This is a genomic window from Lysobacter sp. N42 (assembly GCF_004344885.1).
In genome coordinates this window covers 216,452-241,811 of the sequence record NZ_SKFB01000003.1, presented here as the reverse complement: position 1 = coordinate 241,811, position 25,360 = coordinate 216,452, and the positions used below count along the sequence as shown (strand labels likewise).

General features: G+C 41.2%; 18 protein-coding genes. 4 read left to right on the top strand and 14 right to left on the bottom strand.

Translation table 11 applies throughout. From position 1 onward, the window contains the following. Positions 1-314: 314 nt before the first annotated feature. The 5 genes from EYQ95_RS08625 to EYQ95_RS08605 all read right to left on the bottom strand — a co-directional run bounded on the left by EYQ95_RS08625 (position 315) and on the right by EYQ95_RS08605 (position 6,862). Positions 315-1,508, bottom strand: a complete 1,194-nt coding sequence (locus tag EYQ95_RS08625) for a response regulator (protein WP_111915447.1) — start codon at positions 1,506-1,508, stop codon at positions 315-317. Beyond that, on the bottom strand, positions 1,508-1,960 hold the full coding sequence (locus EYQ95_RS08620) for a response regulator (RefSeq protein WP_111915448.1): 453 nt from the start codon (positions 1,958-1,960) through the stop codon (positions 1,508-1,510). The genes EYQ95_RS08625 and EYQ95_RS08620 overlap by 1 nt, the downstream gene beginning before the upstream one ends. Then, a complete protein-coding gene (locus tag EYQ95_RS08615) occupies positions 1,957-5,256 on the bottom strand; it encodes a hypothetical protein (RefSeq protein WP_111915449.1) in 3,300 nt (1,099 codons plus the stop codon). Before EYQ95_RS08615 ends, EYQ95_RS08620 begins: the two co-directional genes overlap by 4 nt. A gap of 153 nt (positions 5,257-5,409) precedes the next feature. Continuing rightward, the gene (locus tag EYQ95_RS08610; protein WP_111915450.1) at positions 5,410-6,267 is read right to left on the bottom strand and encodes a nucleotidyl transferase AbiEii/AbiGii toxin family protein; all 858 of its coding nucleotides are present in this window, start codon (positions 6,265-6,267) and stop codon (positions 5,410-5,412) included. Continuing rightward, positions 6,260-6,862 carry a type IV toxin-antitoxin system AbiEi family antitoxin domain-containing protein gene (locus EYQ95_RS08605; protein WP_111915451.1) on the bottom strand — a complete coding sequence of 201 codons (603 nt, stop codon included), beginning with the start codon at positions 6,860-6,862 and terminating at the stop codon, positions 6,260-6,262. The genes EYQ95_RS08610 and EYQ95_RS08605 overlap by 8 nt, the downstream gene beginning before the upstream one ends. Before the next feature lie 666 nt (positions 6,863-7,528). On the opposite strand from EYQ95_RS08605, the gene EYQ95_RS08600 reads away from it, so the two are divergent. Then, positions 7,529-7,792: a helix-turn-helix domain-containing protein gene (locus EYQ95_RS08600; RefSeq protein WP_111915452.1), complete on the top strand. Its 264-nt coding sequence runs from the start codon at positions 7,529-7,531 to the stop codon at positions 7,790-7,792. Then, positions 7,792-9,120 carry a type II toxin-antitoxin system HipA family toxin gene (locus EYQ95_RS08595; protein ID WP_111915453.1) on the top strand — a complete coding sequence of 443 codons (1,329 nt, stop codon included), beginning with the start codon at positions 7,792-7,794 and terminating at the stop codon, positions 9,118-9,120. Before EYQ95_RS08600 ends, EYQ95_RS08595 begins: the two co-directional genes overlap by 1 nt. Positions 9,121-9,180: 60 nt before the next feature. Here EYQ95_RS08595 and EYQ95_RS26595 read toward each other — a convergent pair whose 3' ends face one another. Then, positions 9,181-9,348 carry a hypothetical protein gene (locus EYQ95_RS26595; protein ID WP_207916296.1) on the bottom strand — a complete coding sequence of 56 codons (168 nt, stop codon included), beginning with the start codon at positions 9,346-9,348 and terminating at the stop codon, positions 9,181-9,183. Between the two features lie 29 nt (positions 9,349-9,377). After that, on the bottom strand, positions 9,378-10,517 hold the full coding sequence (locus tag EYQ95_RS08590; RefSeq protein ID WP_165831970.1) for a serine hydrolase: 1,140 nt from the start codon (positions 10,515-10,517) through the stop codon (positions 9,378-9,380). A 260-nt stretch (positions 10,518-10,777) separates the two neighbouring features. Between EYQ95_RS08590 and EYQ95_RS08585 the strand changes: the two genes are divergently transcribed. Beyond that, positions 10,778-11,515, top strand: a complete 738-nt coding sequence (locus tag EYQ95_RS08585; protein WP_111915455.1) for an endonuclease/exonuclease/phosphatase family protein — start codon at positions 10,778-10,780, stop codon at positions 11,513-11,515. 58 nt (positions 11,516-11,573) lie between these two features. On the opposite strand, the gene EYQ95_RS08580 is transcribed toward EYQ95_RS08585, so the two are convergent. Continuing rightward, a complete protein-coding gene (locus EYQ95_RS08580; RefSeq protein WP_111915456.1) occupies positions 11,574-12,224 on the bottom strand; it encodes a hypothetical protein in 651 nt (216 codons plus the stop codon). 218 nt (positions 12,225-12,442) lie between these two features. Here EYQ95_RS08580 and EYQ95_RS08575 point away from each other — a divergent pair, with 218 nt between their 5' ends. Continuing rightward, positions 12,443-14,143, top strand: coding sequence for a bifunctional diguanylate cyclase/phosphodiesterase (locus tag EYQ95_RS08575; RefSeq protein WP_111915457.1), 1,701 nt, complete (start codon positions 12,443-12,445; stop codon positions 14,141-14,143). Here EYQ95_RS08575 and EYQ95_RS08570 read toward each other — a convergent pair. From EYQ95_RS08570 to EYQ95_RS08545, 6 genes are all read right to left on the bottom strand, one after another. Beyond that, a complete protein-coding gene (locus EYQ95_RS08570) occupies positions 14,131-16,563 on the bottom strand; it encodes an EAL domain-containing protein (RefSeq protein ID WP_111915458.1) in 2,433 nt (810 codons plus the stop codon). The genes EYQ95_RS08575 and EYQ95_RS08570 overlap by 13 nt on opposite strands. Positions 16,564-16,625: 62 nt before the next feature. Next, complete coding sequence (locus tag EYQ95_RS08565; RefSeq protein WP_111915459.1) at positions 16,626-19,373, bottom strand: PAS domain-containing protein; 2,748 nt, start codon at positions 19,371-19,373, stop codon at positions 16,626-16,628. Positions 19,374-19,383: 10 nt separating this feature from the next. After that, positions 19,384-21,045 carry a diguanylate cyclase gene (locus EYQ95_RS08560; protein ID WP_111915460.1) on the bottom strand — a complete coding sequence of 554 codons (1,662 nt, stop codon included), beginning with the start codon at positions 21,043-21,045 and terminating at the stop codon, positions 19,384-19,386. Continuing rightward, entirely contained in the window at positions 21,035-21,427 is a 393-nt protein-coding gene (locus tag EYQ95_RS08555) for a response regulator (RefSeq protein WP_111915461.1), read from the bottom strand. The genes EYQ95_RS08560 and EYQ95_RS08555 overlap by 11 nt, the downstream gene beginning before the upstream one ends. Then, positions 21,428-23,746 (bottom strand): PAS domain S-box protein, encoded by a 2,319-nt coding sequence (locus EYQ95_RS08550; RefSeq protein ID WP_111915462.1) that lies wholly within the window; start codon positions 23,744-23,746, stop codon positions 21,428-21,430. Further along, positions 23,733-25,307, bottom strand: coding sequence for an ATP-binding protein (locus EYQ95_RS08545; protein ID WP_111915463.1), 1,575 nt, complete (start codon positions 25,305-25,307; stop codon positions 23,733-23,735). Before EYQ95_RS08545 ends, EYQ95_RS08550 begins: the two co-directional genes overlap by 14 nt. Positions 25,308-25,360: the final 53 nt, after the last annotated feature.

Genomic DNA, 25,360 nt, shown 5'->3' with positions numbered 1-25,360 from the left:
TTATTAACTACTGCGAGGCGAGTTACTAGTTAAATTAGCATGGTCCGAAATTCGTTCAAAACTGACCATTGATCTGGTACCACGGGAGGGGCACTTAGCGCTTGACCTCTCCCCCAAGAATAGAAATATTTTAACGCTAAATTACTCTTTTGGAGTGTTAAGAGCAGTGACTGAAGCTATGATCACCCAGTCGCTTGATTTCATCGATCCTATTACTCCGTTCTTTGCGAATTTACCCGCCTGATATGACTCTGACCTTCATAGAACATTGACAATTTAGTTGTTTCAGTTGCAACAGCACTCAAAGCCGTCACTTAGTCTATTAAACCATTACCAGCCTCGCGCTCTATGAAAGTCTTAATAAATGCAGCACTTGTGTGAGCTGCATAATCTTGGAAATCATCAGATTTTTCCGAATCCGCAAAGTCGCAGACAGACTTTGCAACAATTGCTGCAATTTCGTGCTTTTCACAAACACTCATGAACCCGTAGGATTCCATTTCTATCGCCAGAAGCTTTCTATCTCTCGTTATCAAATCTTTAGCGAATGAATCTAGTGCAACTACCTGAGCTCCACACGCCATTGGCCCAAGGTTTACTGTTGGAGGAGAACACTTCTTGTTCCCTTTCCACTCTTGAAAAATTCTCTCTCCATCATCAAAGTTTTCAACATAGCGATTAATCATTAATCGAAGGTTGGCCTGCAGTGGAACTTGATGTGGGTCTGGTTGAATTTCAAAACCATCACCTTTTGAGATAATCTTACCGGCGCCATAATCCCATGTACGATCAGCGACTATTATGTCCCCTAAATCAACTCTGCCTCGAATGCCGGCACAGATGCCTGTCATGAACATTAGTTTTGGAGAAAATTTGAAAATCAATTCTGATGTAAGTGCTGCAGCGGAGGCTATGCCCATTCTTGGGCAAGATGCCGCAACAATTGTCAACGGGTGTTCCCCACTTCTTGGGATTGAGCCTTTGTAAATATCCTGACCATGATGAGTTAACGTTATCCAATCCTCACCTACTTCACTTAAAAACGCCTTCAGTTCAGGAGAGTGTAAGGCCGCCACAACTGCGATATCACAAATGTTGTTGTGTATGTTTGAATGGCTCGCTCTGGCTTTGCCTTGTAAAATACCTGCCCAAGAATCGTAGTCCTCTCTTTCTTTAAATAAAAACCAGCCATGGCTCGAGAACTCCTTGCGAAAGGCATCAAAGTTATCCATTTCATTGGTTAAGCCCATAACGTACTTTGGAAATATAATCGTATCTATCTCAGCTAACTCGCTCAACAATTCAACGCCCCCGCGCTCTGATACATCTCCCCCTTCAACCACGGGTATAAATATGTCGATCAGCAGAACATCAAATTGTTCTCTTTCGAGCCTAAGTATTGCATCATTGCTGGAACTGACTCTGTGAATGTTACACCCGTAACCATCCAGAGCCTTGTGCACAAGGCGCAACTTTTCGTAATTGTCCTCCACTAATAAAATTCTCATTATATGATTCCTTTCAGTGCATCTAATAAAGCTCTTTTCCACTCATCCGATTTAATACTAAAGTAGACTGAAGCTTTATATAATTGTGGGTATTCAATTTGTAGATTTTTCTTCAAAGTATTCAGAGATGTTTGCTGCTCGTCCGGGCCAAAACTATCGTATTGCGTTACAATAATGACTGGAATGGTTTTGCCAATAAGCGACATATGACTTAGGAACTCTTTCCCAGCAAAACTCTCAGGAGCCCCTCCTGAAGGGTCACTTTTAGAGATATCAAAACTAGGCATACTCATGTCTAGGATAATCAGGTCAAAGTGACATTCTTCAAGCTTGAATAAGCCACTATTCAATGACTCTTCAATATCAATATCGAAATGTTCTGGAAGTGAATCTAAATACTTTGATATTGCCTGTGATTTATATTTATCATCTTCCACCATTAAAACTTTCACACAAAAATCCCTCCTCCAACCTCAAAGCAAACCTCAAACTCTTGGTCATCTTTGTAACGTAAAGTTATCCCAGAATCAGAATTCAAATCATATCTTAAAATTCCTAGGATTTTCGCGACACCACTGCCTCCCTCAAATTGCGCTCTCTCCTTCATTTGATTTTCATTCATATCAGTCAATTGAGAAAGACGTGTATTTTCCATACACACATCTCCATAAAACTTGCAGTTATTGTTACATTTGAAAAAATATCGACCATTTTCCTTTTCAGCATGTACAATTACTCGCACCTCACTCCCCTCTATATTGGAGTGAGTTACAGCATTAGTAACGATGTTGTGAAGAATATCTACAAAGGATGATAAATTAGAGTTCTTAATTTTTAGGCTCGGGACCTTTGAGTCTTTAAATATTTTCCTGCCTAACATTTTCTCAGTTATATCAAAAGCAATTTCGAGGTCATATTTCGTGCTCGATGCTGAAAACTCGACCTCAAACCACTGTTCAACATGCGATATTTTCTCGTTAATATCTCTTCTTAACTTATCTAGCTTCCTGATAAATTGTTCTCTGTAGACAGGCGAACAATCCTCAAGGATCCCCGTTACATTTTCAGAAAATCGATTTACCGCTTTGATTAGCTGATTAGCCAATTCGACACTTATCATTTCCTTGGCTCGACTACAGCCTATATTTGTTCTGTCTATCATGAAGCTAACGATACAATCCCAACAATCCTGGCTGGTAAATTCTTCTCCTAACGTCTCTCGGATACTGTATAAATCTTTGGAGGAAACCCGATAATCGAAAAAACCATCATCATTTCCTCTTCCGTTGGTGACCACTTGTACTTTCTCACCTATGAACCTATCGATTGCCTCAGTATATTCCTTAGAAAAACCTTCTATTATCGCGTAAATTTTTGTCTCTGAAATCTCTGGAGGAAAATTACCTTCATCGATATGAAGCTCATCGAGGGACTTTGCTTTTGTTAGAAACCCTTCGGCTTCTAGTGGTGCTGTTAAATTAGAACTGAAGGTCCCATGCCTTACTCTTGTGCTTAGGTAGCTGTTTAATCCCTTTAAACCATAGCAGTACTCCTCTATCACAGCTTGCAAAATAAGGAAAAGTTGTTTATTCACTTTGTCTTTGCCTAAACTCAAAAAGCTTTCCAACTGTCCAGATATAAACTTTGCTAAAGGAGACGCATTCTCTGAAATAGAGTTATCCTCCATCATTTCAATCGTACGCTCCAACTCCTGAACCGCTCTATCGCCCTCATGACTCCTTATTTTGAAAAGTTGAAAATGATTTTCAAAATCCTCCCACACTTGTGTTCTTACATAGTCCAAATCGGCATAAACTTTTGAGCTTGAAACTTGTTTTGAAGCCTCTTCTAGAACTTGCTGCTTAGATAATTCCTTTGCTTCATGGTTTAATCTAGAAGTGTTACCCAGCTTTTTAAGCACTAGGAGGTTGCAAATCCTAATTCTCTCCTCGTACGCGTCCCTTTGAGTACGATAGAGCAATGATTTTACTAGCAGTTCTCGGCTACAGATACGCTCTAAGAAAAAGACATGCCTCCTATCGTTAATATTGAACTCAATATCAGAAGGGTTATCCTTCTCCATGTAACGCGTATAAGCTCGTATTGCTAGTGAGATCGCTCGTTGATTAGTTGTATTAGATACTGTTTCATTTAGAAAATATAAGGAAATTATGTCTTTAATATTATTTGTGCGCAGAGCGTTCTGCTTCAGCATTTCGCATAGTTCATGTGAATACCAGAAGCTAATAGATTTTGTAATGTTATCAATAGATGAAAGAAAATAATCTACAGCAACCTCTCGGTTATTGAGCCTAATCTGACAAGTCAAAATATCTCTTCTTAAAGTACAATCTGAAGTGTCAGAAAATGGCTGATAAACGTCTTTTGCTTTTTCATAATCCCCATTTTTCATTAACGCTCTTCCAAGATATTTTGCATAAATCTTATTGCTTAAATAACTATGCTCAACCTTCAAAAGGTTTACCGCTTCAAATATTTTAGTAGTCTCTGGAGCAAACTTTGTTTTAATTTCCTTTTCTACAGTTGAAGTAACACATGATCTGCTGGATTGAATTTTTTTAATTCCGTCGTTAATTTTTAACGTCTGTTCAAAAGACATTGGCTCAGTTTCTAGCATTAGAAAATGGGTCAAGATGAAAGCTTCATAAGAAGTAGACTTAGTAAAAATATAGTTGTCCAGATTTAGCGTTGAGCTCAGAAAAAGCTCACCGTTTTCAACGACATCTGCAAGCCAATTAACGAGTCTTGACTTTTCAGAGCCACCTATTAACCTATATCCCAACAATTTTAAGGAATATGAAAATAAGTAAAGTTCTGTAAAATCAAGTTTGCTCTTTTCCGCTAAAGCTTTAACAACACTTTCATAATTCCCAAGGGTGTAATGCTCTATCGCCGTGTATCTTTCAATGATGCCGGACTCACAAGGCTGATTCACCGAGTCTTTGCTCGGCTTTACAAAATTCTCACATATTGCTTTTTTATTGTTGTCCTTTGAAAATGCCACCTCATAAAAGCATAAACTTTCGAATGCCACGTATAGGTCTATCAGTGTTGTATTTAGTTCCGTTTTTAAGATTCTGTATAAATCCACCCCCGCTCGCGGATCAATACCTAGTAGTCTGTATATAATGTAATTTACAAAACTATCTTCTCTATGCTCTGATAGTTGTTCTAGAACTTCTGTGCGAACCCGACTCTCATCTGTTTCTTTTAAAAAGGCGTTCCAATGATGCAGAATTAACTCCTGTGGAGTTCCTGATGGCACTCCCGACCTCTCAGCCGAATACTCTTTACCTTGATTAAGTTGTACAAACTGCGTTTTATTCTGAGACCAAAAGCTGGAACCAAGAGCCGACTCCAACTGTTTGATCTTTTTTTCAGCTTGATCATATTTTTTTTGCTCGATGAGATTTTCAATATTGTCCCTAGTAATTTTAAATTGCTCTATTTTCTCTCTATTTTTTTCTAATATACCCAGAACATAATAAAAAACTTTTTCATTTGATATGCTTTCAAATACCACCGACACCTTAAGATTTTTTATATCTGCGATATTGCGAGTTTCTATTTCAGCGTATCGACTGTTCTTCAATGGATAGCTCGATAAACCAACTTTCGAGAACACTCTTAAATTCTCATCTTTTAATTTAGTCAGGGCATTTCTTAAAACTACGCCTGGTTTTTTTGAGGAGCGAAGAACCTTATCTATAACTGTTAGTTTTTTCATTATACGTCCTTTGTAAGTCGATTATTCTAAATCGTAATATGGACTTTTATTCCTACTAGGCTTTACAACACTGACCTAACCCAAGAATAAAACCATGACTTCGACGAAATTCTCATCGCTTTGACAAACTTTCTTAGTTAGTCCCGAGCTAGCCTAACGCATTTCTTTCCGCAGTATATTTGAGATTTCAATGACAAGAAGCTGAATTGAGTCCACAACCTCAGCAAAATCAATTCCAGAAATACCAAGCTTATTCATGTAAGCGTTCCACATACGAAGCCTTTCCTCATCATTCACAAACGATGATTCAAAAATTACGGCCTGTGAAGTGAATTCTGTATTTCGGCGCTCGAATGTCGCCAGTACAGCTTTTTTCAGCAACGAAGTATCAAGTTTTTGAGTGGTTATAATAGTCCACAAATCATAAAAATCTTTCATCCTGCTATTCGCTTCCCCGAGCGAATACATTGCCTGCAACTTCTCCGCGATGACGCTATAAACGGGATATGCTAGTAACTCAGGCTCAGGAAAATCCAGGAGCGCTGGGACTCTTTGGGTCAACGGTTCAGGCACGACAACATCATTAAAACCAATATCTATCTGTACGTTAACTTGGGTGCGTTGAATATGGCCAATCAGCTTCACTCTGACACCGCTGTATTCGGCATCCTCTTTTATCTCGTCAATCTTGATTGATTGTGCATCAAATACGATTCCGTCTTCCGCTTCGATTTCGCACACTTGAGTAAAGGTTGCACGAATTGAATTGATATCGTTACTACAAACACCCAAAAAATCGACATCTCGAGTTGGTCGATGAGGCTCATCATTCCATATTGCGAAAAGTGTCGCGCCTTTTAATATGAACTGATTGGCATAAGGGGATATGGATAGCCTGAAAAGTAAGCGCTCAATTCCATATCGTGTCAGAACGAAATTAAAATTCTCCTTACGCTTTCTCGCAACATTCATAAGCCTTTGTCTAACGGAAACAGCGATGTTTTTAACCATGTGCCAATACCTCCATGTAAGGGCGCATGACTCTATTTACTCTGCAAATATTAGCGAAATGATTTAGCTCGTTTATCGTTGCTAGTCTTTGTTCGTAACAATCCTTTAGGGCCATTATTGCCACATCTTTGCCTATCTTATTTCTGTACTTAAAGCAGTCGGCCACTGTTTTGGCCGGGGAATAGATTCGAATAACTCCACTTGCTGTCGGAACTTCCTCGATACCCTTATGGTAAGACTCTCCTGTAAATCTACATATGCGAATGGGAGGGTAATTTATCGCTGGAGCTCTACTTTTACCCTCAATCGCTAGCCAGGTTTGGAAGGGGAGTTCTGTCGAGATATTATAGAATTGTAGTGCTGATAGAAGGCAAATCACTCCCCTCGGCACTTGTTTGCAGACCTCTACAAGTTGTTGATTTTCATCAAACTCAGCCGCCGGCTTCTGGTATAGACCTCTGGCGATTCGCTCGATAGAACCATTTTGTGTGAGTCGTGTGATAGTCGCACGCGAAACCCCCAAGATTTCTAGCTCGGATGTTCGCATAGGCCCCTTTTCAAGGGCCTCAAGAATGACTTGCTCTTTCGTTTTCATTTCTCAATATTGAAACAAAACGTAGATACTTGCAACTATATATCGACATAATGTTTCAACTAATTAAGTCGTGACCCTCATCAACATTCATTTTGAAACCTGCAAATCACTTTTTATGTCGAAATTTTTCGACATAAAAAGTCAGATTTTCCGGCTCGATTGGGAACTCCTGTCGTGGCTAAAGGTCAAATTTAAGCCTTTTCGGACCACCCTTCTGTGACCAAAATTTTCTTTAATTGATCTAAAAAGTCTCAGCCCCGCACGAAAAACCGCACTCGAAAACACAGTAAAATATTGATTAGTAAAATAAAAGAGACTTGTGACACTTTACGGGATTACCCTCCGGAGGCAGAGGCCGCAGGTTCGACTCCTGCCGGGTGCGCCATTTGTACTTTCAAACGTCCTCTTAGCAGTCACTCCAATCAAACCTTTAATTTTTCGTGCCGGAACCTATTATCCTGTCATCTTGCTAGACGAAATATGCTTATTGAGCCGGCATCATAAAGTGGACATGTACCACCCTTTGTATGGGATTTATGAAAGAGAAGATTTACACGCAAGTCCGTATACAGGAATATATATGCGCTTTTACGTGTAAAAATTGACTTATCCGCTTTTGCGTATAAAATGAATTATAAACGCCCTTGCGTATAAAACGGTTAAATAATGAAAATTACTGATTCCAAAGCTCTATCAAACTATTTACGAAATGAACGTCGTGCCCGCGGTCTGAGCCAGGCAGCAGTAGGAGACGTGGTTGGCTTAAGACAGGGCACTGTATCTAAATTCGAGTCTATGCCAGATAAAACTCAGCTCGACACCCTATTTCGGCTCTTGTCTGCCCTAGAGCTTGAGCTCTCTGTAAAGCCTAAAAATACAACTTCACATACTGAAACATCGGCCGGTGAACGATGGAATGAGGAGTGGTGATGAGTAAGCTCGACGTCTATATGAATGGTTTTAAAGTTGGCTACTTGAAACGCTCTGACTCGGGTGCTCACGAATTTCGCTATGACAACCAATGGCTTATACAGGAAGGTGCCCGGCCAATATCTTTATCTATGCCATTGCGCCACGACGCGTACTATGGTCCGGAGGTTATTAATTTCTTCGACAACCTTCTCCCCGATAACGAAGAAATTAGAGATCGGGTTGTTGCACGATATGCAGCTGACTCCAACCAAGCATTTGATCTTCTCTCGGCAATCGGCAGAGATAGCGTTGGAGCACTTCAGTTCGTACCGGAAGGAAAAGAACCTAGCGGAGTACGTGAGCTTCGTTATGAGAAACTCACCGAAGAAAAATTGGAACGTATTTTAACGGGGTATCAGTCGAGAGCTCCCTTAGGAATGCTTCGAGAATTGGACGACTTCAAAATATCCATTGCAGGGGCTCAGGAAAAAACTGCTTTATTGAAAGTGGATGGTGAATGGTGCATACCTGTTGGAAACACTCCCACGTCGCATATTCTTAAACTTCCAATAGGTAAAATTGAAAGCCATGACCATACAATAGACCTCAGTGATAGCGTAGAAAACGAAATGCTTTGTTTGAGAATTGCTAAAGCGTTTGGCTTTGACGTTCCGGATTGTGAAGTGGTAACAACGTCAAACGTGAAAGCACTCGCGATCGAACGCTTTGACCGAAAATACGCAAAAGACCGGTCCTGGCTCATGCGGCTCCCGCAAGAAGACTATTGCCAAGTTTTCGGCCTACCGTCCGCACGAAAATACGAATCAGATAATGGACCATCAATAGCCGATATAATGAAACACCTTCAGGGCTCTGCTAAAGCCCAACATGATCGTGAAGTCTTTATGGCGGCACAAGTACTTTTCTTTTTGTTAGCTGCAACCGATGGACATGCAAAGAACTTCTCTTTGCATATTGAGCCTTATGGCGCATATCGGTTAACTCCTTTATACGACATTATCTCAGCCTACCCCATGTTAGGTGGTACAGGATTAAATATTCGTCAGTTGAAGTTGGCGATGAGTTTGCGAGGAAGCACTGGGAAGAAGTGGAATATATATCAAATATTTAAGCGGCATTTCCTTAACACATCAAAACTCGCTGAGTTCAGTCCAACAAAAATGAACCAGATTATCAGTAACATGTGCGGCCAAGTTGACGATGTTATTAGCCGGGTACAGAAAAACCTACCCCGTGGTTTCCCCGAGGTAGTTTCAAAACCGATTTTTGAAGGGATGCAAGCGCGCAAAGAAAGACTTATGAGAACCCAACAGGAAGACTCCTAAATTCTTCAATTATTCTCCGGAGGCAGAGGCCGCAGGTTCGACCTCCTGAGCGTGCGCCATTTATTGGCCCGACGGAACTTTTCTATACTCGCCTTGATATGCTCCCTGCGTGAACATAAGCGTTTGACCGTCTTGTGAGAATTCAAACGTCATATTGGTGGCGTGCGCCTGCTCGAATAGAAACTCCCCGTTGCCTTGATAGCTAAGCGATTCTTCAAACTCGTCCATCACGAGCAGAATGAGCTCATTACCTCTTGCTATAAAGGTAAAGGTTTCTGAAGGATTTGTGGCTTCAGCGTAACGCCCTGCAAAAAGCTCTGCTTGCTCTTGCGTAAGCGGTTGTTGCGTTTCTCCGAAGTAGCTTTAGCGAGATTTACCATAAGCGGATTCAGGTTTTGGCTTGTCCCGTTACTTATAATTGCAATAGTAAGATTGCCCTGAGGAAAATGAACGGCAATTGACTCGAAGCCATCAACTTTTCCTCCGTGACCAAACCCATTATAAGCGCCTGCGGAAATCTGTTGGAGCCCCATACCGAAACCACGTTCTATATCTTTCATAGAAATGAGAGAAGATTCGTTTACGACATTACCGATCATTAGCTGATGGAGAAAGAAACCTACTTCGTCAGCTGTTGACACTAAAGAGCCAGCCCCAAAAGAGCTCGATGGTGAAGTGGTGGGCAGCAGCTCCCAAGTGCCCGTGTAATCATAAGACGCGGCTTCTTTCTCAGAAAGAGTTTTAGATAGCGGATGATATGTATTACTAAACTGCAGAGGTTGAACGATCTCATTATTAATTATTTCAGCGTAGGGCAATTGATAGACCGTTTCGAGAATGTTAGCCAACAGAAAGTAATTAGAATTACTGTATTGGGTTTGAGAATCCGCATCAAACTCCCTAGGCATAGAGGAAATAACGTTTAGCAACTCTTCTTTTGTTATGCCTTCAACATGATAATTTCTAAAAGAGGGTTCACTTGTGTAGTTAGCAATTCCACTTTGATGTTGAAGCAAGTGCGCAATGGTAATGCGCTCAGCGCTCTCAATCATGGGGAAATATTCACCGAGTATGTCATCTAAGGATAACCGCCCTTGCTCAATCGCTTTGAATATGGCGGCGGCCGTATATATTTTTGACACGGAGCCAATTCTAAAACCTGTACTTTCACTATTCCTCAAATTCTCTTCAATCTGCGAGAAGCCAGACGAGTATTGAAAGATCTGTTGACCATTTTTCAGCACCACAATGTTGCCCATAAATGCGCTGGACTGCTGATGTTCGGTGAGTACTTGTTCTGCTTTTTCTGCATATTCGGCATCAAAACGCTCAGAACCTTGAGTGCCTTCATGATCTGAACAACCCGCGACCCATTGAATTAGGAGCAATGTAAACAAGAGTACTCTTATCATAAGTTTCTCTATTTGAATTTGTGGTTTATCAAGAAATAAACCCTAGCCCCCGACTTAGCCAATTACAATCGGCTCTATGTTACTAACTGTTTCAAAGGCAAAATCGAGCGCCAGCCCGTTACTGCCGATTCCCCTTTGCTCATTTAACGAGAACGATTGAAAGCTTTCGAACTCGCATACTAAACTAATGTCTGATGTTAAAGCTTATTTATTATGCTGGTTTTCAATTTTAGAAAGGCAGGAACGTGCTCAAACCCAAGGTAGTTATTCCTCAACAGCTTATTCATGAACAACCCATCGCGCATGGTGAAGAGTTCGGCGTGCTGTGCTGGAACACCCAAAAGCTTACCCAAACGCTAAGGTTTAAGCTTGCTTTGGCGCACGTGTTAGAAAAGTTTCCCAGCCTATTTTTATTACTTCAAGAAGCTAAGCTTAGTTCGAACACTGAGTTACAGTTACCGCATTGGTCTTATGCCGTTGCACCAAACATGCAAACCCGTCGCTCTACTTTTGGTGTACTCACAGCAAGCCAGTGTGCATTTACAGACGCACTACCCAAGCTAAGTAGTAAACGCGAGGGCATGTTTGCTACGCACAAAAGCTACATGCTTTCTTATCACCCTTTAGCGAATGACGAGTCGTTGTTGGTCGTTAATGTTCATGCGATTAACTTCGTACGTGCGAATTTGTTTTTCCGAGAAATCGACCTCATTAAAGACGACCTGTTACACCACGAAGGGCCATTAATTGTGGCTGGCGACTTTAATGTATGGAGCCGTAAGCGGCGCTTGCACTTACTACGGTTTTGTCGCAGTGTCGGCTTGAGGCAAGCCATTATGGTCGACCCCCACCACATCAAAACCTATCGCGAGCACCCATTAGACTTTATTTTCTACCGCGGACTTTCATTACAAGAAACCGCCGCAATTGACACCACAACCGTGTCTGATCACAATCCCATTTATGCTCGGTTTACGTTGTGAAGACCATCATTACTTTTATCGGTCGCCGCAATTATGTATAAAAATCTCTAACGAGGTCCTAATTATCACGCCAATAATTGTCTACCAAAGCTTGACCTTCACAGTTGCTACTGGGCGCTAATCTGTTTGTTACCGTACCCCGACATTCCCAAATTCTTCCGCGGCTTCTATGGTTATATTGATCCCATTTCCATTCAACGTCCATTGGTAAAACTTGTAGGGCGTCAGAAGATGCCATACGGCGACCGCAATTAGTTCCTCCTTTTAATTTACAAAGAGAGCGGCCAAAGTAAATTCTATGATGACACACCACATCATCGGGGGCAGTACCTTCCTCTACGGCGGCCATACAAAAAGCAGATTCAAGTCCCGTTCTACTGCAGTCAAAAACGTACAAATCATTGGCTGCGACACTGCATACGGCTGCTCCAATCTGGGAGGCATTGCAGGACTCATCACCATAAGCACTGCAAATGGCTGCACTAATGGTTGGAATGTTTGAGCAGTCCGATATATCGAGGTCTCGACATGCATAATTAATATGAGCCTGGGAATCATTTATATTCAACGCATCACGACTGTGTTCAACTCCTAGTGAAGCAAGCATATTCCCTAACTTGATTTTTTCGTAGCGAGTTATTTCCGCACTTGCCTCAGTAATAAAACCTGAGACACTCAACATTAATAAGGTAAAAAGTAATTTTCTCATTTAAGAATCCGTTAGTGGTCGCAGATCTTCCACTTCAACAAATAAACATGATGTTCATAAAGTAATTAAGAATTACTTATCTAACGTAGCACCGATACTTCCATATTCCAGAAAATAAAAATACTACAGCAGCATAGCTGCCTACAAATTTCTCAATTATCTTCTACACTTACATTTCACTAAGTTGAACATTCACTTTCAACAAACGGCCAAAAAAGATGACTACAAACCGCGAGAAGCAACCTAGCGAAGCACGGTTCCGTCGGCTGTTTGATGACACAGAAGCTATGTCCATTCAGGGTTATCGCGCCGACGGAACGGTTGTTTATTGGAATAATGCATCGGAAAAAATATATGGCTACACTGCCGAAGAAGCACTCGGCGACAGCCTTTATAATTTAATCATTCCAAGCGAAATGTGCGCTGAAGTGAAACAGGCAGTCGCTTGGATGTTTGAGCATCAAGAGGGTATTCCTCCTGCTCGACTAAACCTTCAACATAAAGACGGAAGTACCGTTCCGGTATATTCAAGTCACACTGTGGTTGCGCTCGAGGGTGATGAACCGATTATGTTCTGTATGGACGCAGATATGCGTGCACTAGACTTAGCTGAGGCAGAAGTACAAAAACTTTCCTATTACGACTCTCTTACGGAATTACCCAATCGCCGCCTGTTACTCGAGCGGTTAGCCAGTATGATGCGGAATACCAACGTCGACGGCTCTGTCGCGGCATTGTTGATTATTGACCTCGACGACTTCCACAGCATAAATGAAAGCTTGGGTTACAGCAGTGGCGATCGTGTGTTGATGCACTGTGCAAAAACACTTAAGCGTTTCTGTTTGGGTCCTGACAACCTTGCTCGTCTTGGCAAAGACGAATTCGTAATGTTGCTGCCCTGTAACACCAGCTCCCATAAAACAGTGGCAGCCGAAGCAGAGTTGCTTGCCGCACAAATATTAAAAGAACTAGAGTCGTCATTAACACTCGACAATAGAGATCACCAATTAAACGCATGTGTGGGTATCACCATTTTCGCTCATCCGGCTCAAACCCCGGGAGATGAACTATTACGCCAGGCAGACATCGCGTTAAAAGCGGCAAAGCGCTCGAATACAAGCACGATCAGCTTCTATGACCAAGACATGGAATCTGAAATTATAGAACGCATGGAACTCGCACGAGCACTAAACTACGCTCTTGCCTATAAAGAGATGAGTATCGCGTTGCAACCCCAGGTTGATAAAGGCCAAAAAATTATAGGGTTCGAAGCATTGCTAAGGTGGCAACACCCTAAATTCGGTACAGTGCCCCCCAACAGCTTCATTCCTATCGCCGAAGCAACAGGAAGTATTATTGACATTGGCACATGGGTTATCGAGCAAGCCTGTGAAATCTTGGCTACATGGAAAACACAAAAATCGCGGGCACATCTAAAAGTTTCAGTGAACGTAAGTCCCGTACAATTCCGCATGGGGTATTTCGCAGACGATGTTCAAAAAATTCTGAAACAAACAGGAGCAGATCCGAAAAACCTACGGCTAGAACTAACAGAGAACATTTTTACCGACGATGTTGGGTTTACCGTGGAGCAAATGAACAGTCTAAGAGAGCTTGGGGTTTCAATTTCCTTAGATGACTTCGGCACAGGCTATGCGTCTCTAGCCTATTTAACTCAGCTTCCACTCGATGAACTGAAGATCGATAGAACCTTCGTTCGTGATTTAGGCAATAACAAGCAGGGTGAACTGCTAACCAAAACTATTATTAACCTTGGCCGCAGCATGAACCTGGAGGTTATAGCAGAGGGTGTTGAAACCGCAGAGCAGTTTAAACACTTGCAAAATATGGGTTGTGAGAACTTTCAGGGTTATCTTTTTGGTAAACCTAAAACTGACTATAGCTTTTATTTCAAATAATGCTCTGAAAATACCTCAGGGGTCATAGGCTTTGCAAACACAAAACCTTGATATTGGTCGCATCCAATTTCTTGCATAAAGGCAAGCTCTTCTTTACTCTCTATGCCCTCAGCGACAACCGACATACCTAAGGATTTTCCTAAGCTCACCATCGCTGTAACTAAACGGGCATCTCTCGTTTTGGACCATGCCTGAATAAAGCTTCGATCTATTTTCAGTTTATCTGCAGGAATGCGGTTTAAATAATTAAGTGAACTATACCCAGTACCAAAGTCGTCTAGCGCCACTTGTACGCCCATTTTTTTAATAGCAGCAATCACTATCTGAGCCTGCTCCCAATCTGCGAGCAAGCTTGTTTCTGTTACCTCCAAAAGAATGGAGTTAGGTTGTAACTCATGCCTCTCTATTAATTTTCTCAGCCTTTCAATAAACCGAGGCGTCTCTATATCTCGCGTAGACAAGTTTATTGACATGACGAAATCGGGAATACGTTTTTGCCAAATTTTAAGTTGAGTTAACGAGCGCTCTAACATTTGATCGGTAAGTAAGGGCACTAAGTTTTTTTCTTCCATAAACGAAATAAACTTGCTTGGCGGTAACATACCTTTTGTTGGGTGGTTCCATCTAGACAACACTTCAGCCCCGACCAAACTGTTTTCATCTACATCGACGATAGGCTGATAAACAGCAGTGAACTCCTGGTTTTCCAAACCTTTTTGTATTTCTTGCGCAAGTGTGAACCTTATTTGTTCTTCGGCTTTCATTGAATCCTCAAACAAAATAATACTCGGCGCTAACTCTTTTTTCGCGCTAGACAAAGCAACTTCAGCTCTTGAAATAATTTCATCGGCGTTTAGGGAATCATCTAGAACTACGGCTCCAATATCTGCCGACAATGGCATAACTGTGTGAGATTGAATCACCCTCTCCTTTGTCACAGTGTGCGCTATATTCTTCAATTGTTCCTGCGCTAGCTCCACAGACGTATAATGAGCTAATAATACGTATAATTCGTCACCTGAATCTCTAAATAAGCTATCGCCGTCGCTTACCTTCTCTGAAATGTCTTGCGTTAACCGCTGCAATAATTCGTCGCCAATATAAGGCCCGTAAATATTGTTGATTGTATGGAAATCACGAATATCTAATTTCGCTAAAACGACAATACCACCGTCATTAGATCCCGAAGATAGGCTAGGAATAAGAGCCATCAAAGAATCTAATTTGGGTAATGCCGTTAGGTGATCAATTTCATACTCCTTTTTATTGGCATGTACATCACTCCGCAATACTTTTCTTCCGCGCTCCACTCTCGGCTTAATCGTCATTAGTAACCGCCAAGGCTCGATAGGTTTATTTATAAACTCATCGCTAGAAAGCCTCGCGCACGCTAGCTCAACATCCGTGTTTCCATAAGAGGACATAAATAGTAAGGGTACAGTAGAAAAGTCTTCATGCTGGTGAATCAATTTACCCAGCTCAATACCACTGCAGTCAGGCATATGTACATCGAGAAGAATTAGATCGGGCAGAACGGTTTCAATAGTTTCCAGAGCTTCGAGGGCACTAGCTGCAACATAGACCTGATAACCTGCTTCTAACAAGGTTTCTCGATACAGCTGCAACAAATCAGTGTCATCATCCACAATTAAAATTCTGTAAGCTGCTAGCGGCGCAATTTCTATTTCTCTACTCAAAATTGATAACAATTTCGGAAGATCTATAGGCTTTCGTAGAAAATAATTACCTCCTGCTTGGACAGCAGAAAGCCTTGTCTTGTAGGTGTCATAAGCAGAAATGAAAATCACTGGTAAAGGATGGCCATTTTTCTCGCGCCAAGAAGAAACCGCTTTTGACCCAGCAAATTGATCGCCATAAAAGTCCATATCAACCAATACAGCCAAAGGCGCTAAAGTATCTACAGTATCGCTTAGCTTATGAATATTTGCTAAATAATGTACTTCATAGCCTTGATCTTGTAATTGTTCTGACAGATAAACTGAAAACTCTGGATCATCATCTATGAGTAACAAATTAACTTTTCTACCTTGCTGATGATATTTATGGGGGGGTGTCGGCAAATAAGGCGCATGGACTTCATCATTACTCAGAATAGTGTTGCACTCAGATATTAAAGACTCTAACGATATTAATATACTGTTTTGCTCTGTGAATGCAGGGCCGATTTCAAGGTTACGTGCCTTAGTTTCAGTCTCTTTCGCTAAAATGGAGAGTTTTGAAAACCCATAAGCTTGCCCAGAACCAGAAAGGCGGTGACAAATCCAGATCAGGTGGTCTAACGAAACTTTCGTTTTTGTGAAATCCTCTTTAAGCACTTCTAGCTCGTTCACATAACCGACTAGTGAGCGCAAATAGTCAGAGCGCAACTCTTCTAGCTTTACAAAAGTAGATTTCTCCATGTTTTACAAAACCTCCATATTTAGGTTTTATCGAAACTATAGTTTAGTTCGCTTTTAAGAATTCATACCAACGGGAATTTCACATAAAACCTTGCGCCTTTCGTATAGCTGTCATCGAGACCAACCTCGCCATTCATTCCTTCTGCCAGTTCCTTACAGAGCGCCAAGCCTAAACCTGTGCCACCTTTTGCTTTACTGTCACTTGCATCTGCTTGCGAAAACCTATCAAAGATTTTGTCCTTATAGTCTTCCAATATTCCTGGACCCTCGTCTAACACTGCGACCTCTAGTTTCGAGTCTTCTGTTGCTATTATCACTCGGACTAATCCATTTTCGGGCGAAAACTTAATAGCATTCGATAACAAGTTCGCCATAAGTTGCTGAAATCTACTCTCATCTACCGAAATACATAAGTTCTCGACTGTATTGCATTCTTCGAGGTTAAGCGTGACACTGTGTTTTTCTGCGTATGTGGAGTGGTCTAATACAGACTTTTCTAGTAACGCCCGCGCCGAGTGTTTTCTCATCTCGAATTGCATTTTACCTGCAACTAGCTTTTCAATATCTAGTAAGTCATTGATCAGCGTTAGAAGCTTAGTGGTATTACTATGTGCTACGTTCAACAACGTTCGTGCTTTCTCCCCCAATTGTGAGGATTCAGAAGCATTCAAAAGTTGAAGCGCTCCATAGATTGAAGTTAATGGTGTTCTTAGTTCGTGACTTACAGTTGCGATAAACTCATCCTTTACTTTTAACAACTGCATTCTTTCTGTTACATCTTGTACTGAGCCAACCATAACTAAGTCGGGGTTTTCAGCCTCTGGTAAAAGTTCTGCAAGCTCATGGACCCAACGAATTTCTCCGTCCTTACGCACTATGCGATGAACGACGTCATGAATACCAGACTCCTTAGCTCGCTCCTCAATGGCTGCGACAAGGTGTTTGTCGTCAGGATGAACAGTACTCTGAAACAATGCAACACTAGGTTTGGTGTCACTCTCTTTGAACCCAAAGATATCGAAAATCATGGGAGACCATTTTAACTCTCCCGTTTTTAAGTTAGCCTCCCAATACCCTATTTTCGCTGTTTTACTTGCAAGGTCTAGCCTGGTTTGAGCAACCTCTAAGTCCTGATTTACTTGTTCTAACTTAAGGTAATGGCGCTTCTGGTCACTAACATCGTGAATATAACCGTGCCACAATACACTCCCGTCTATCATTTTTTCTGGCATGGCGCGTCCAGATAACCATTTTATATCTCCGCCTTCGAGTTTAACTCGGTATTCAATCTCCCATATCGATAAGTTTTGCTGAGAAGTAGCTATGCTTGCTTGAATTTTTGGCAGGTCCTCGTCCAGGATAGTATCGAAAACTGCGCTAGCGTCTTGCCGCACTTGTTCTGGTGAGACACCGTAAATATGCTTAATATTCTTACTCGCATAAGGAAAGCAACTCCGACCATCCGGCCACATTTGAAACTGGTAAACAACTCCAGGGACTTGATCCGTTAACTTAACTAACCGGCGCTCCAATTCTTTTTCTTTAGTTACGTCTAAAACAAATCCATCAATAAATTCTAAGTTACCAGTTTCGTCATATTCACCTATACCGCGTTCTTCCACATGGCGAATCGTTCCATTTCTGTGGAGCGAGCGATAATCAACAACCCAATTTGTTCTCGCTTCCAGTGCATCCTCTATAGTTTTTCTTACACGCTTAAAGTCGTCCGGGTGCACCAGAGAAGCGGGAGACAACGTTTCACTAACCATAAATTCTTCTGGTGAATAACCCGTTAATTCATACACGCTGCCACTCAAGTACTTTAACTTTCGGTTTTCAAGCACTGAATATCTATATGTAACACCGGGAATATTATTGACCAGAGTTTCAAATTGCTCTTTGCTATCCTCCAGCGCCCTCTCAGAGTTCACTTGCTCTGTAATGTCTGCATGCGTGCCGTACATCATTAAGGGTTGGCCATCATTCGTCCAAGTAACGACTTTGCCACGGTCGTGAACCCAAACCCAATGCCCTTTTCTGTGCTTCATTCTGCATTTATAGTCATAAAAAGGCGTTTCACCATTAAAGTGACTTTGTAGCTTTTCCCCTGAAACTTTTAAATCCTCAGGGTGAGCTAAATTCAACCAAGTGTTTATGTCTACTGGGTCTAATTCCTTAAGTGTATAACCCACGATTTCAGCCCAACGCTGATTAAAAACTGTTTCGCCAGTTTGAACATTCCACTCCCAAGTACCTATTCTGGTGCCTTCAAGAACCGAACGGTACCTCAATTCACTCTCTTTTAAGTCTTGGTAAACAGCTTGAAGCAAACGGTCGTCAATAACTTGCTCAACAAGGTCTGCAAACTCTCTTAACGTATCTTTCTCTTCTTGATTTAATGTTTTCACAGCACTGTGTATAAGACACAATGTCCCTATTGGAAAATCATTATGTGTTAATTGTGCTCCTGCATAAAAACGAATATTAGGAGGACCTGTAACCAACGGGTTGTCTGAAAATCGTGGATCTTTGGTTGCATCAGAAACCTCTAAAGTTTCGTGTTGCAAAATGGCATGCCCACAAAAGGAAATGTCCCTCCCGGTTTCACAAGCATCTAAGCCTTGTTTTGACTTAAACCACTGACGGTGCTCGTCAACTAGGGATATCAATACAATGTCAACGTCAAAATAGCGTTGAGCAAGCTTAGTTATTCGGTCAAACTGCGGCTCGGGCTGTGAATCCAATAAATTAGCGCTTCTCAGAGCATCTAACCGGGACTGCTCATTGGCAGGCAATGAAGGTGATTTCATTCCATAACCCTTAATATATACTCGTTTGTGATTTTACAACTTGATTTCTACCGTTGTGTTTAGCTTGGTATAAAGCCTGATCCGCGACTTCTATTAAATCCTCATAGGTCGTTTCAAGCTGCGCACTACAAAGTGTACTTATGTATCCTGCAGATAAAGAGCAGCTGAACACTTCTGTGCCTGACGTAAACTTAATCGCTTCGAATCGTTTCCGGATTTTATTAAGTATTTGTTCCGCATTTTTTTCGCCACAGTCAGGCATAACCAATAAGAACTCTTCACCCCCATAACGCCCGATGGCGTCAGTTTGCCTTAATGTCTGAACTAACAAGGTTGCTAGTGAGGCAATCACCATGTCACCAGTTGCATGCCCATGGGTGTCGTTTACTCTTTTGAAGTGATCAATATCGAGCATACAAACAGTGATTTCGTCCTCTTTGCGTTTTGCTCTTTTGAGATCTCGGACTAAAGCATCTTTTATTGAACTATGCTTTAGTAGTCCCGTTAAACTGTCACGATTAATAAGTTTTTGTAATTGTCTTGCACGGCGAATACGCGACCGCACAGCTAAAGCTAAGGTATTTGAATCAATTGGCTTTGTTAAGAAGTCATCAGCTCCCCTCGACAACGCCGCCGACTGACGCTGCGAATCAATTTCCGAGGAAAGGTACACTATAGGCAAGGAAGCCATTGCGTCGTGTTGTCGAATTACAGAAGCCAGCTCAGTCCCGTTGATCTCGGGCATATATAAGTCAATTAGCACCAAGTCTGGATTATGCTCTTGAATACTCTTTAAGGTATTTTCCGGCTGATTCACTACAAATGCATTTATACCCGCTTCTTGTAAAGCCAATTGATAAAGTTGAGATAACTCCTCGTCGTCATCTATAACAAGCACTTTACCAGGGGAAGCATTAATATCTGTGATGCAGTCTCTAAATAAATTCGCTAATTTCGCGACATCAAAAGGTTTAGGAAGAAAAGTCAATGCGCCGAAGCGAACAGCATGAAGCCTGTTGTCTAACGTATCGGACGACGAGCATATCACCAGCTCCGTCGTTCCTAAAGTTAATCCATATTCTGCAAACAACTCATAGAACGTCCTGTTGTTACCTATATGAACATCCGCAATTAAAAAACCCGGTGACTGAACAAGCCAAGCATTTTTAAAGTCTTCCAAGTTTGAGAACGTTGAAACTTCAAAACCAAAACTTCCTAATTGCTCTCCTAAAAAGGCTGAAAACTCTTGGTCATCGTCCAATATCCATACTTGTGTTAACGTCTCACTTGTCTCTTCAAGCTCTTGCTGCTGGTCTAAAAACGAGTCTTTGTTTTGAGAGGTGAGAGCTATTTCCAATTTTAAAGATTCAAAAATCTTACTTAATTTAGCGAAAGACTCTTCGGATAATACTAATTCTGACGGGTTCTTGTAAGCTTCCGCTAAAACACTCTTAACTAAGTTTTCCCCAGCCTTTGCGTAAACCGAAATACTGTTAAAACCAAAGCTTCCGCCCGAGCCGGAAACTTTATGAAAATAATCTTTAAGTGCATGCAAATGCTCTTCGGTAGACTCATTAGTGGTACCTTGATACCAATAAGAAAAATCCTCTGTGAGTTTCTCAATGTAATACTTCTTTAAAAGCTGCAACTTCTCCGAAGTCTCATTTGCCATTACGCGACTCCTGTATTAAAGCTGTAACTTCTTGCGCTAACGACATTGGGTCAAAGGGCTTAGTAATAACTCCTACAGCTCCAAGCTCAATAAGCTTATCAACTTCTTTTGATGAAGCTTTTGCGGTAATAAAAACCACTGGAGGTAAATTGCTACCATGAATTTGCTTCAACTCATGCAGGGCAGTAGGTCCGTCTTTCTTCGGCATCATCACATCCAAAAGAATTAAATCGGGCTTTATCGTATTTAACTTTTCAATAGCTTCATTGCCGTCGTTACAAATATGGACTTCAAATCCGCCAATATCTTTTAGAGCAATCGTAGCGATCATTTGAATATCAGGATCATCTTCTGCATATACTATTGATAGAGTCTCGCTCATTTATTTTACTCCTTGAAAACCCAAAACACGCCGCAACTTTTCGTCAAGCTCGATACTTAACAAGTCTGTTTTTATCAGTACATCCGCTAACCTTTTGCGAATCGTTTCATTAACATTTTGACCTGACAAAACAACTATAGGTATTCCTCCTTGAGTTGACTCAATGTAAGGAATTAAATCAGCACCGCAACCATCTGGCAGAGCCAAATCTAATAGAATCAAGTCGAACCGATGATTCCGCAACAATATACGTGCGTCTTTGAGAGTAATCGCATTTCTATATTCAAAGGAGCCTTCGAGGATAGTTTCAACAACCACACTCAAGTCTGTGTCATCTTCTACATGTAATATTCGCTTTTTTTCTGTCAAATCAATCAATTGCCGTATAGCCCCACTTAATTGTTCAGGTTCGATAGGCTTTATTAGCCAATCTAACTGAGTACTTTTCAACTGATTAATTTGCTCTGTGTCGACAGACTTACCTGAAAGAATAATAACTTTTGCTTGTGAGTTCCTGCGGCTCGCCCTAATTTCATGCAAGAAATTAAGCCCTTCACCATCAGGCAAAATTAAATCTAAACTAATTACACTAAAACTCAACTCATCGATTTTTGTTCGCGCTTCAGCAATAGAGTGGGCGGTAATTACGTCAAAGCCGTGTCGAATATATATTTCAGAAATAACTTCGCAAGCCTCTAAGTCATCTTCGATAACAAGGGCAAAGTCGGTGCCTACTTTCTGTAGCTCATGATTTATAATCAGGTCTGAACCACTTTTTAGTGGCAAGTCAAAATAGAAACAACTTCCTTGTCCCTTTACGGAAACGAAGCTAATTTTTCCATGCATTGCCTCCAGCAGTTCTTTAGTAATTGCTAGTCCTAACCCAGTTCCAGTCGTCGCATTTTTATCTTTTGTGGCGGCTTGTTGAAACCGTTGAAATATTCTTCCTTTAAATTCTTCGTCTATACCCACACCGTGATCTTTAACCAAGACTCTCACGTGTGACGGATGCTCTACAGCTTCTACTTCAACGACCTGCTCTTCGGGTGAAAACTTCAGTGCATTAGACAATAGATTATTCATCACTTGCTGAAATCTTTCTTCATCTACATTTACAGCACAGCTTTCTTGAACACTCTCGAGGCATAGGGAAATTCTTATATTCTTCTCTGATGCATAAGTGCTGTTGTTTTTTATCGAGCTTTTAAGCAGCTCAGAGAGGTTGTGCTCTTTGAGATTAAAATGAGTGTTTCCAGAAGCTAATTTCTCAAAGTCCAGTAAGTCATTGATTAAGGCTGTTAGGCGCTTGCTATTACTTGCGGCAATTTCAATCATCTTGGAGTTTTTCTCTCCTAACTCCCCAAACTTGCCGGATTTTATAAGTGACAAAGCTCCCGCTATAGAGGTTAGTGGCGTTCTTAATTCATGGCTCACTGTGGAAATAAATTGGGTTTTCATTTCCTCGACATGTTTACGCTCACTAATGTCTTCGACAATGGACCATATCAGTTGATTACCGCTAGAGTCTGTAACTAATATTCCATTTAACAGGACTGGATATCGAGTTCCGTCTTTACGGATGTATTCCTTTTCAAAAGGGCCGTATCGCCCTGTTTGTCGTAATGCCTCCAGCATTTGTTTTTCAGACTCAAAGTACTCTTCTGGCGTTAGATCATAGTAACTTAGCTTCTTAAACTCCTCTGCAGTGTATCCACTAGGTTCAATAAGCTTTTCGTTCCCGTCTAAAAATTGCCCTGTCTCAAAGTCATTCAGAGCAATTCCGACAGGAGAAAACTCAAACAGAGCTCGTAAACGTGACTCTTGTAGTTCAAGCTTTTTTTGAGTATTCAAGTCATCCGTTACATCAACAGCTACACCTAAGTAGCCGATAATTTCGTTGTGGTCATTGCGAACTTCAGAAAGTTTTAAAACAACTCTAATTTCTTGCTTATCTTTTCTAATATAACGCCAATGTCGATATCCAAAATTAGGTGACTTCGCCGCAAACTTAAACACGTCGAAAAGTGACTTGTCCTCTAGAGAGAGTCCGAACTCCTGTGCAACAGCAGTAATTTCGTCGGCGTCGTGAAATAACAACGGTGTTTCTTTCCGGCACACTTCTTCTCTGCTGTAGCCAAGCATCTCTTCTGCACCAGAATTAAACACTTGAATATAGCCATTCGTATCCGTTGCAATCATCGAAACATTTGAAGCAGCTTCCACAAGAGCGCTGTGAGCAAATTTTATGTTTAAGGACGTTTGGTCAGCATTTTTTGTGCTAGGAATACCATTTTCTCCCGACGCATCACGATTCGTCATTGTTTTTATCCTTATCACAATTGGACTGAGTCATTAACAGTCTGGGCCATGTAAGTGAAATATAGGTTCCGCCACCACTACGATGCGCTAGCTTCATCGTTCCGCCCGACAATTTTGTAAACTCGTAGCAGAGCGCCAAACCCATACCAGTTCCGCTTTGCTCTTTCGTGTCGGTATTATCTTCTTGGAAAAAATGAAAGCCTTTAGACTCAATTAGAGCGTCAGGAATTCCCGGTCCCGTATCAGTTATCCATATTTTAAAACTTTCACTCTCATCAATGCCTATAGTCACTTCATCACCACTTGAGCAGAACTTAATGGCATTATCCAATAGATGCTCAATAACTCGATACACATGATCTTTGTCTAGCTTTATCGACACATCTTTTGCTGAGCCTAATTCGGTTCGAAAACGGATATTTAACCTTTCAAATTTCTTTACATACAAGGAGGTCAGCTCCTCAAGTAGAGGCATAATTAACGTTGGCTCAAGATGACAGCGAAGCTGGCCATTAAGTGCTAAATTCAAGTCGATAAGGTCAACAACTAGTCGAGACAGTCGTTTTTGATGGGTTAAAGCGCTTTCTAACAACTCACTACGTTTGCTTTCAGTAATTTGAGGCTGAGCCATAAGAGCGAGCGAGCCTTGCAGTACAGTAATAGGCGTTTTTAGTTCATGACTTACAGATGCTAAAAACGCAGCTTGCAGTCTATTCAGTTCATCTTTCTCTTCTGCCCGTTTTTTGTAACTGTAAAGTAACCACATCACCAGTAGAAGAATAGAAAATAGCAGTGCTGTTGAAGCAACCAAAAAGACCAATATAGTTTGGGTGGGTGCTGGCTCTACCACACTAATTTGCCACTCAGTGCCTGGCAGGCGTAATGTTTGAGAAACATGAATAATCGATTTGTTGTTTTCTATACCCGATGTTTCAAAAAATACGGTTCCGGCTGAATTGGTCAGGTAAACGTCAAAAATAGAATTCTCAGCAAGATAAACATTTAATGCATTATAAATCGAGTCCGCATCAATAATAGTGCTTACTAAACCCCAATAATCACCATTCACATTTATCGCTTCACGATAAGCAAAAGCGCGACCACCCTGTACCAAGGAAATCGGCCCCGTTAATTGGCCTGGTCCGCCCTCCATTAACCTTTGAATTGCAGGCCACTGCGCTGGCAAATCCGCAAACCTCAAGCCTAATGCGGCTTCATTTCCTGCTAGTGGATATATATGTTCTATAACATTGTTGGGCGCTATACCTATATTTTTTGTATGCTCTGTGTAATCAAATAAGTTCTCTAACCACCGGTTGAGTCTCGAGGCTTCGATATCGCCTTCTAAAGATTGTATATAGGTTGTAACACCAACAGATATAAAAATTGGTTCTCTTAACTGCTCAAGAATAAAGCTATTTACATTCGTTGCAGTTTGCTGCATGTCTCTCTCTTGCTTTGTATATAGCCACAGTCGATAAGGCTGCACTATTGCTAAGCCAATAAGAAACGCAACAAGCAATAATGCCAGAACGATCCAACCGTATATCTGCTTGCCCATCAACTAAAACTCCAACTCATAAATTAAAACCTTTATCAAAGTTAAAGTATGGA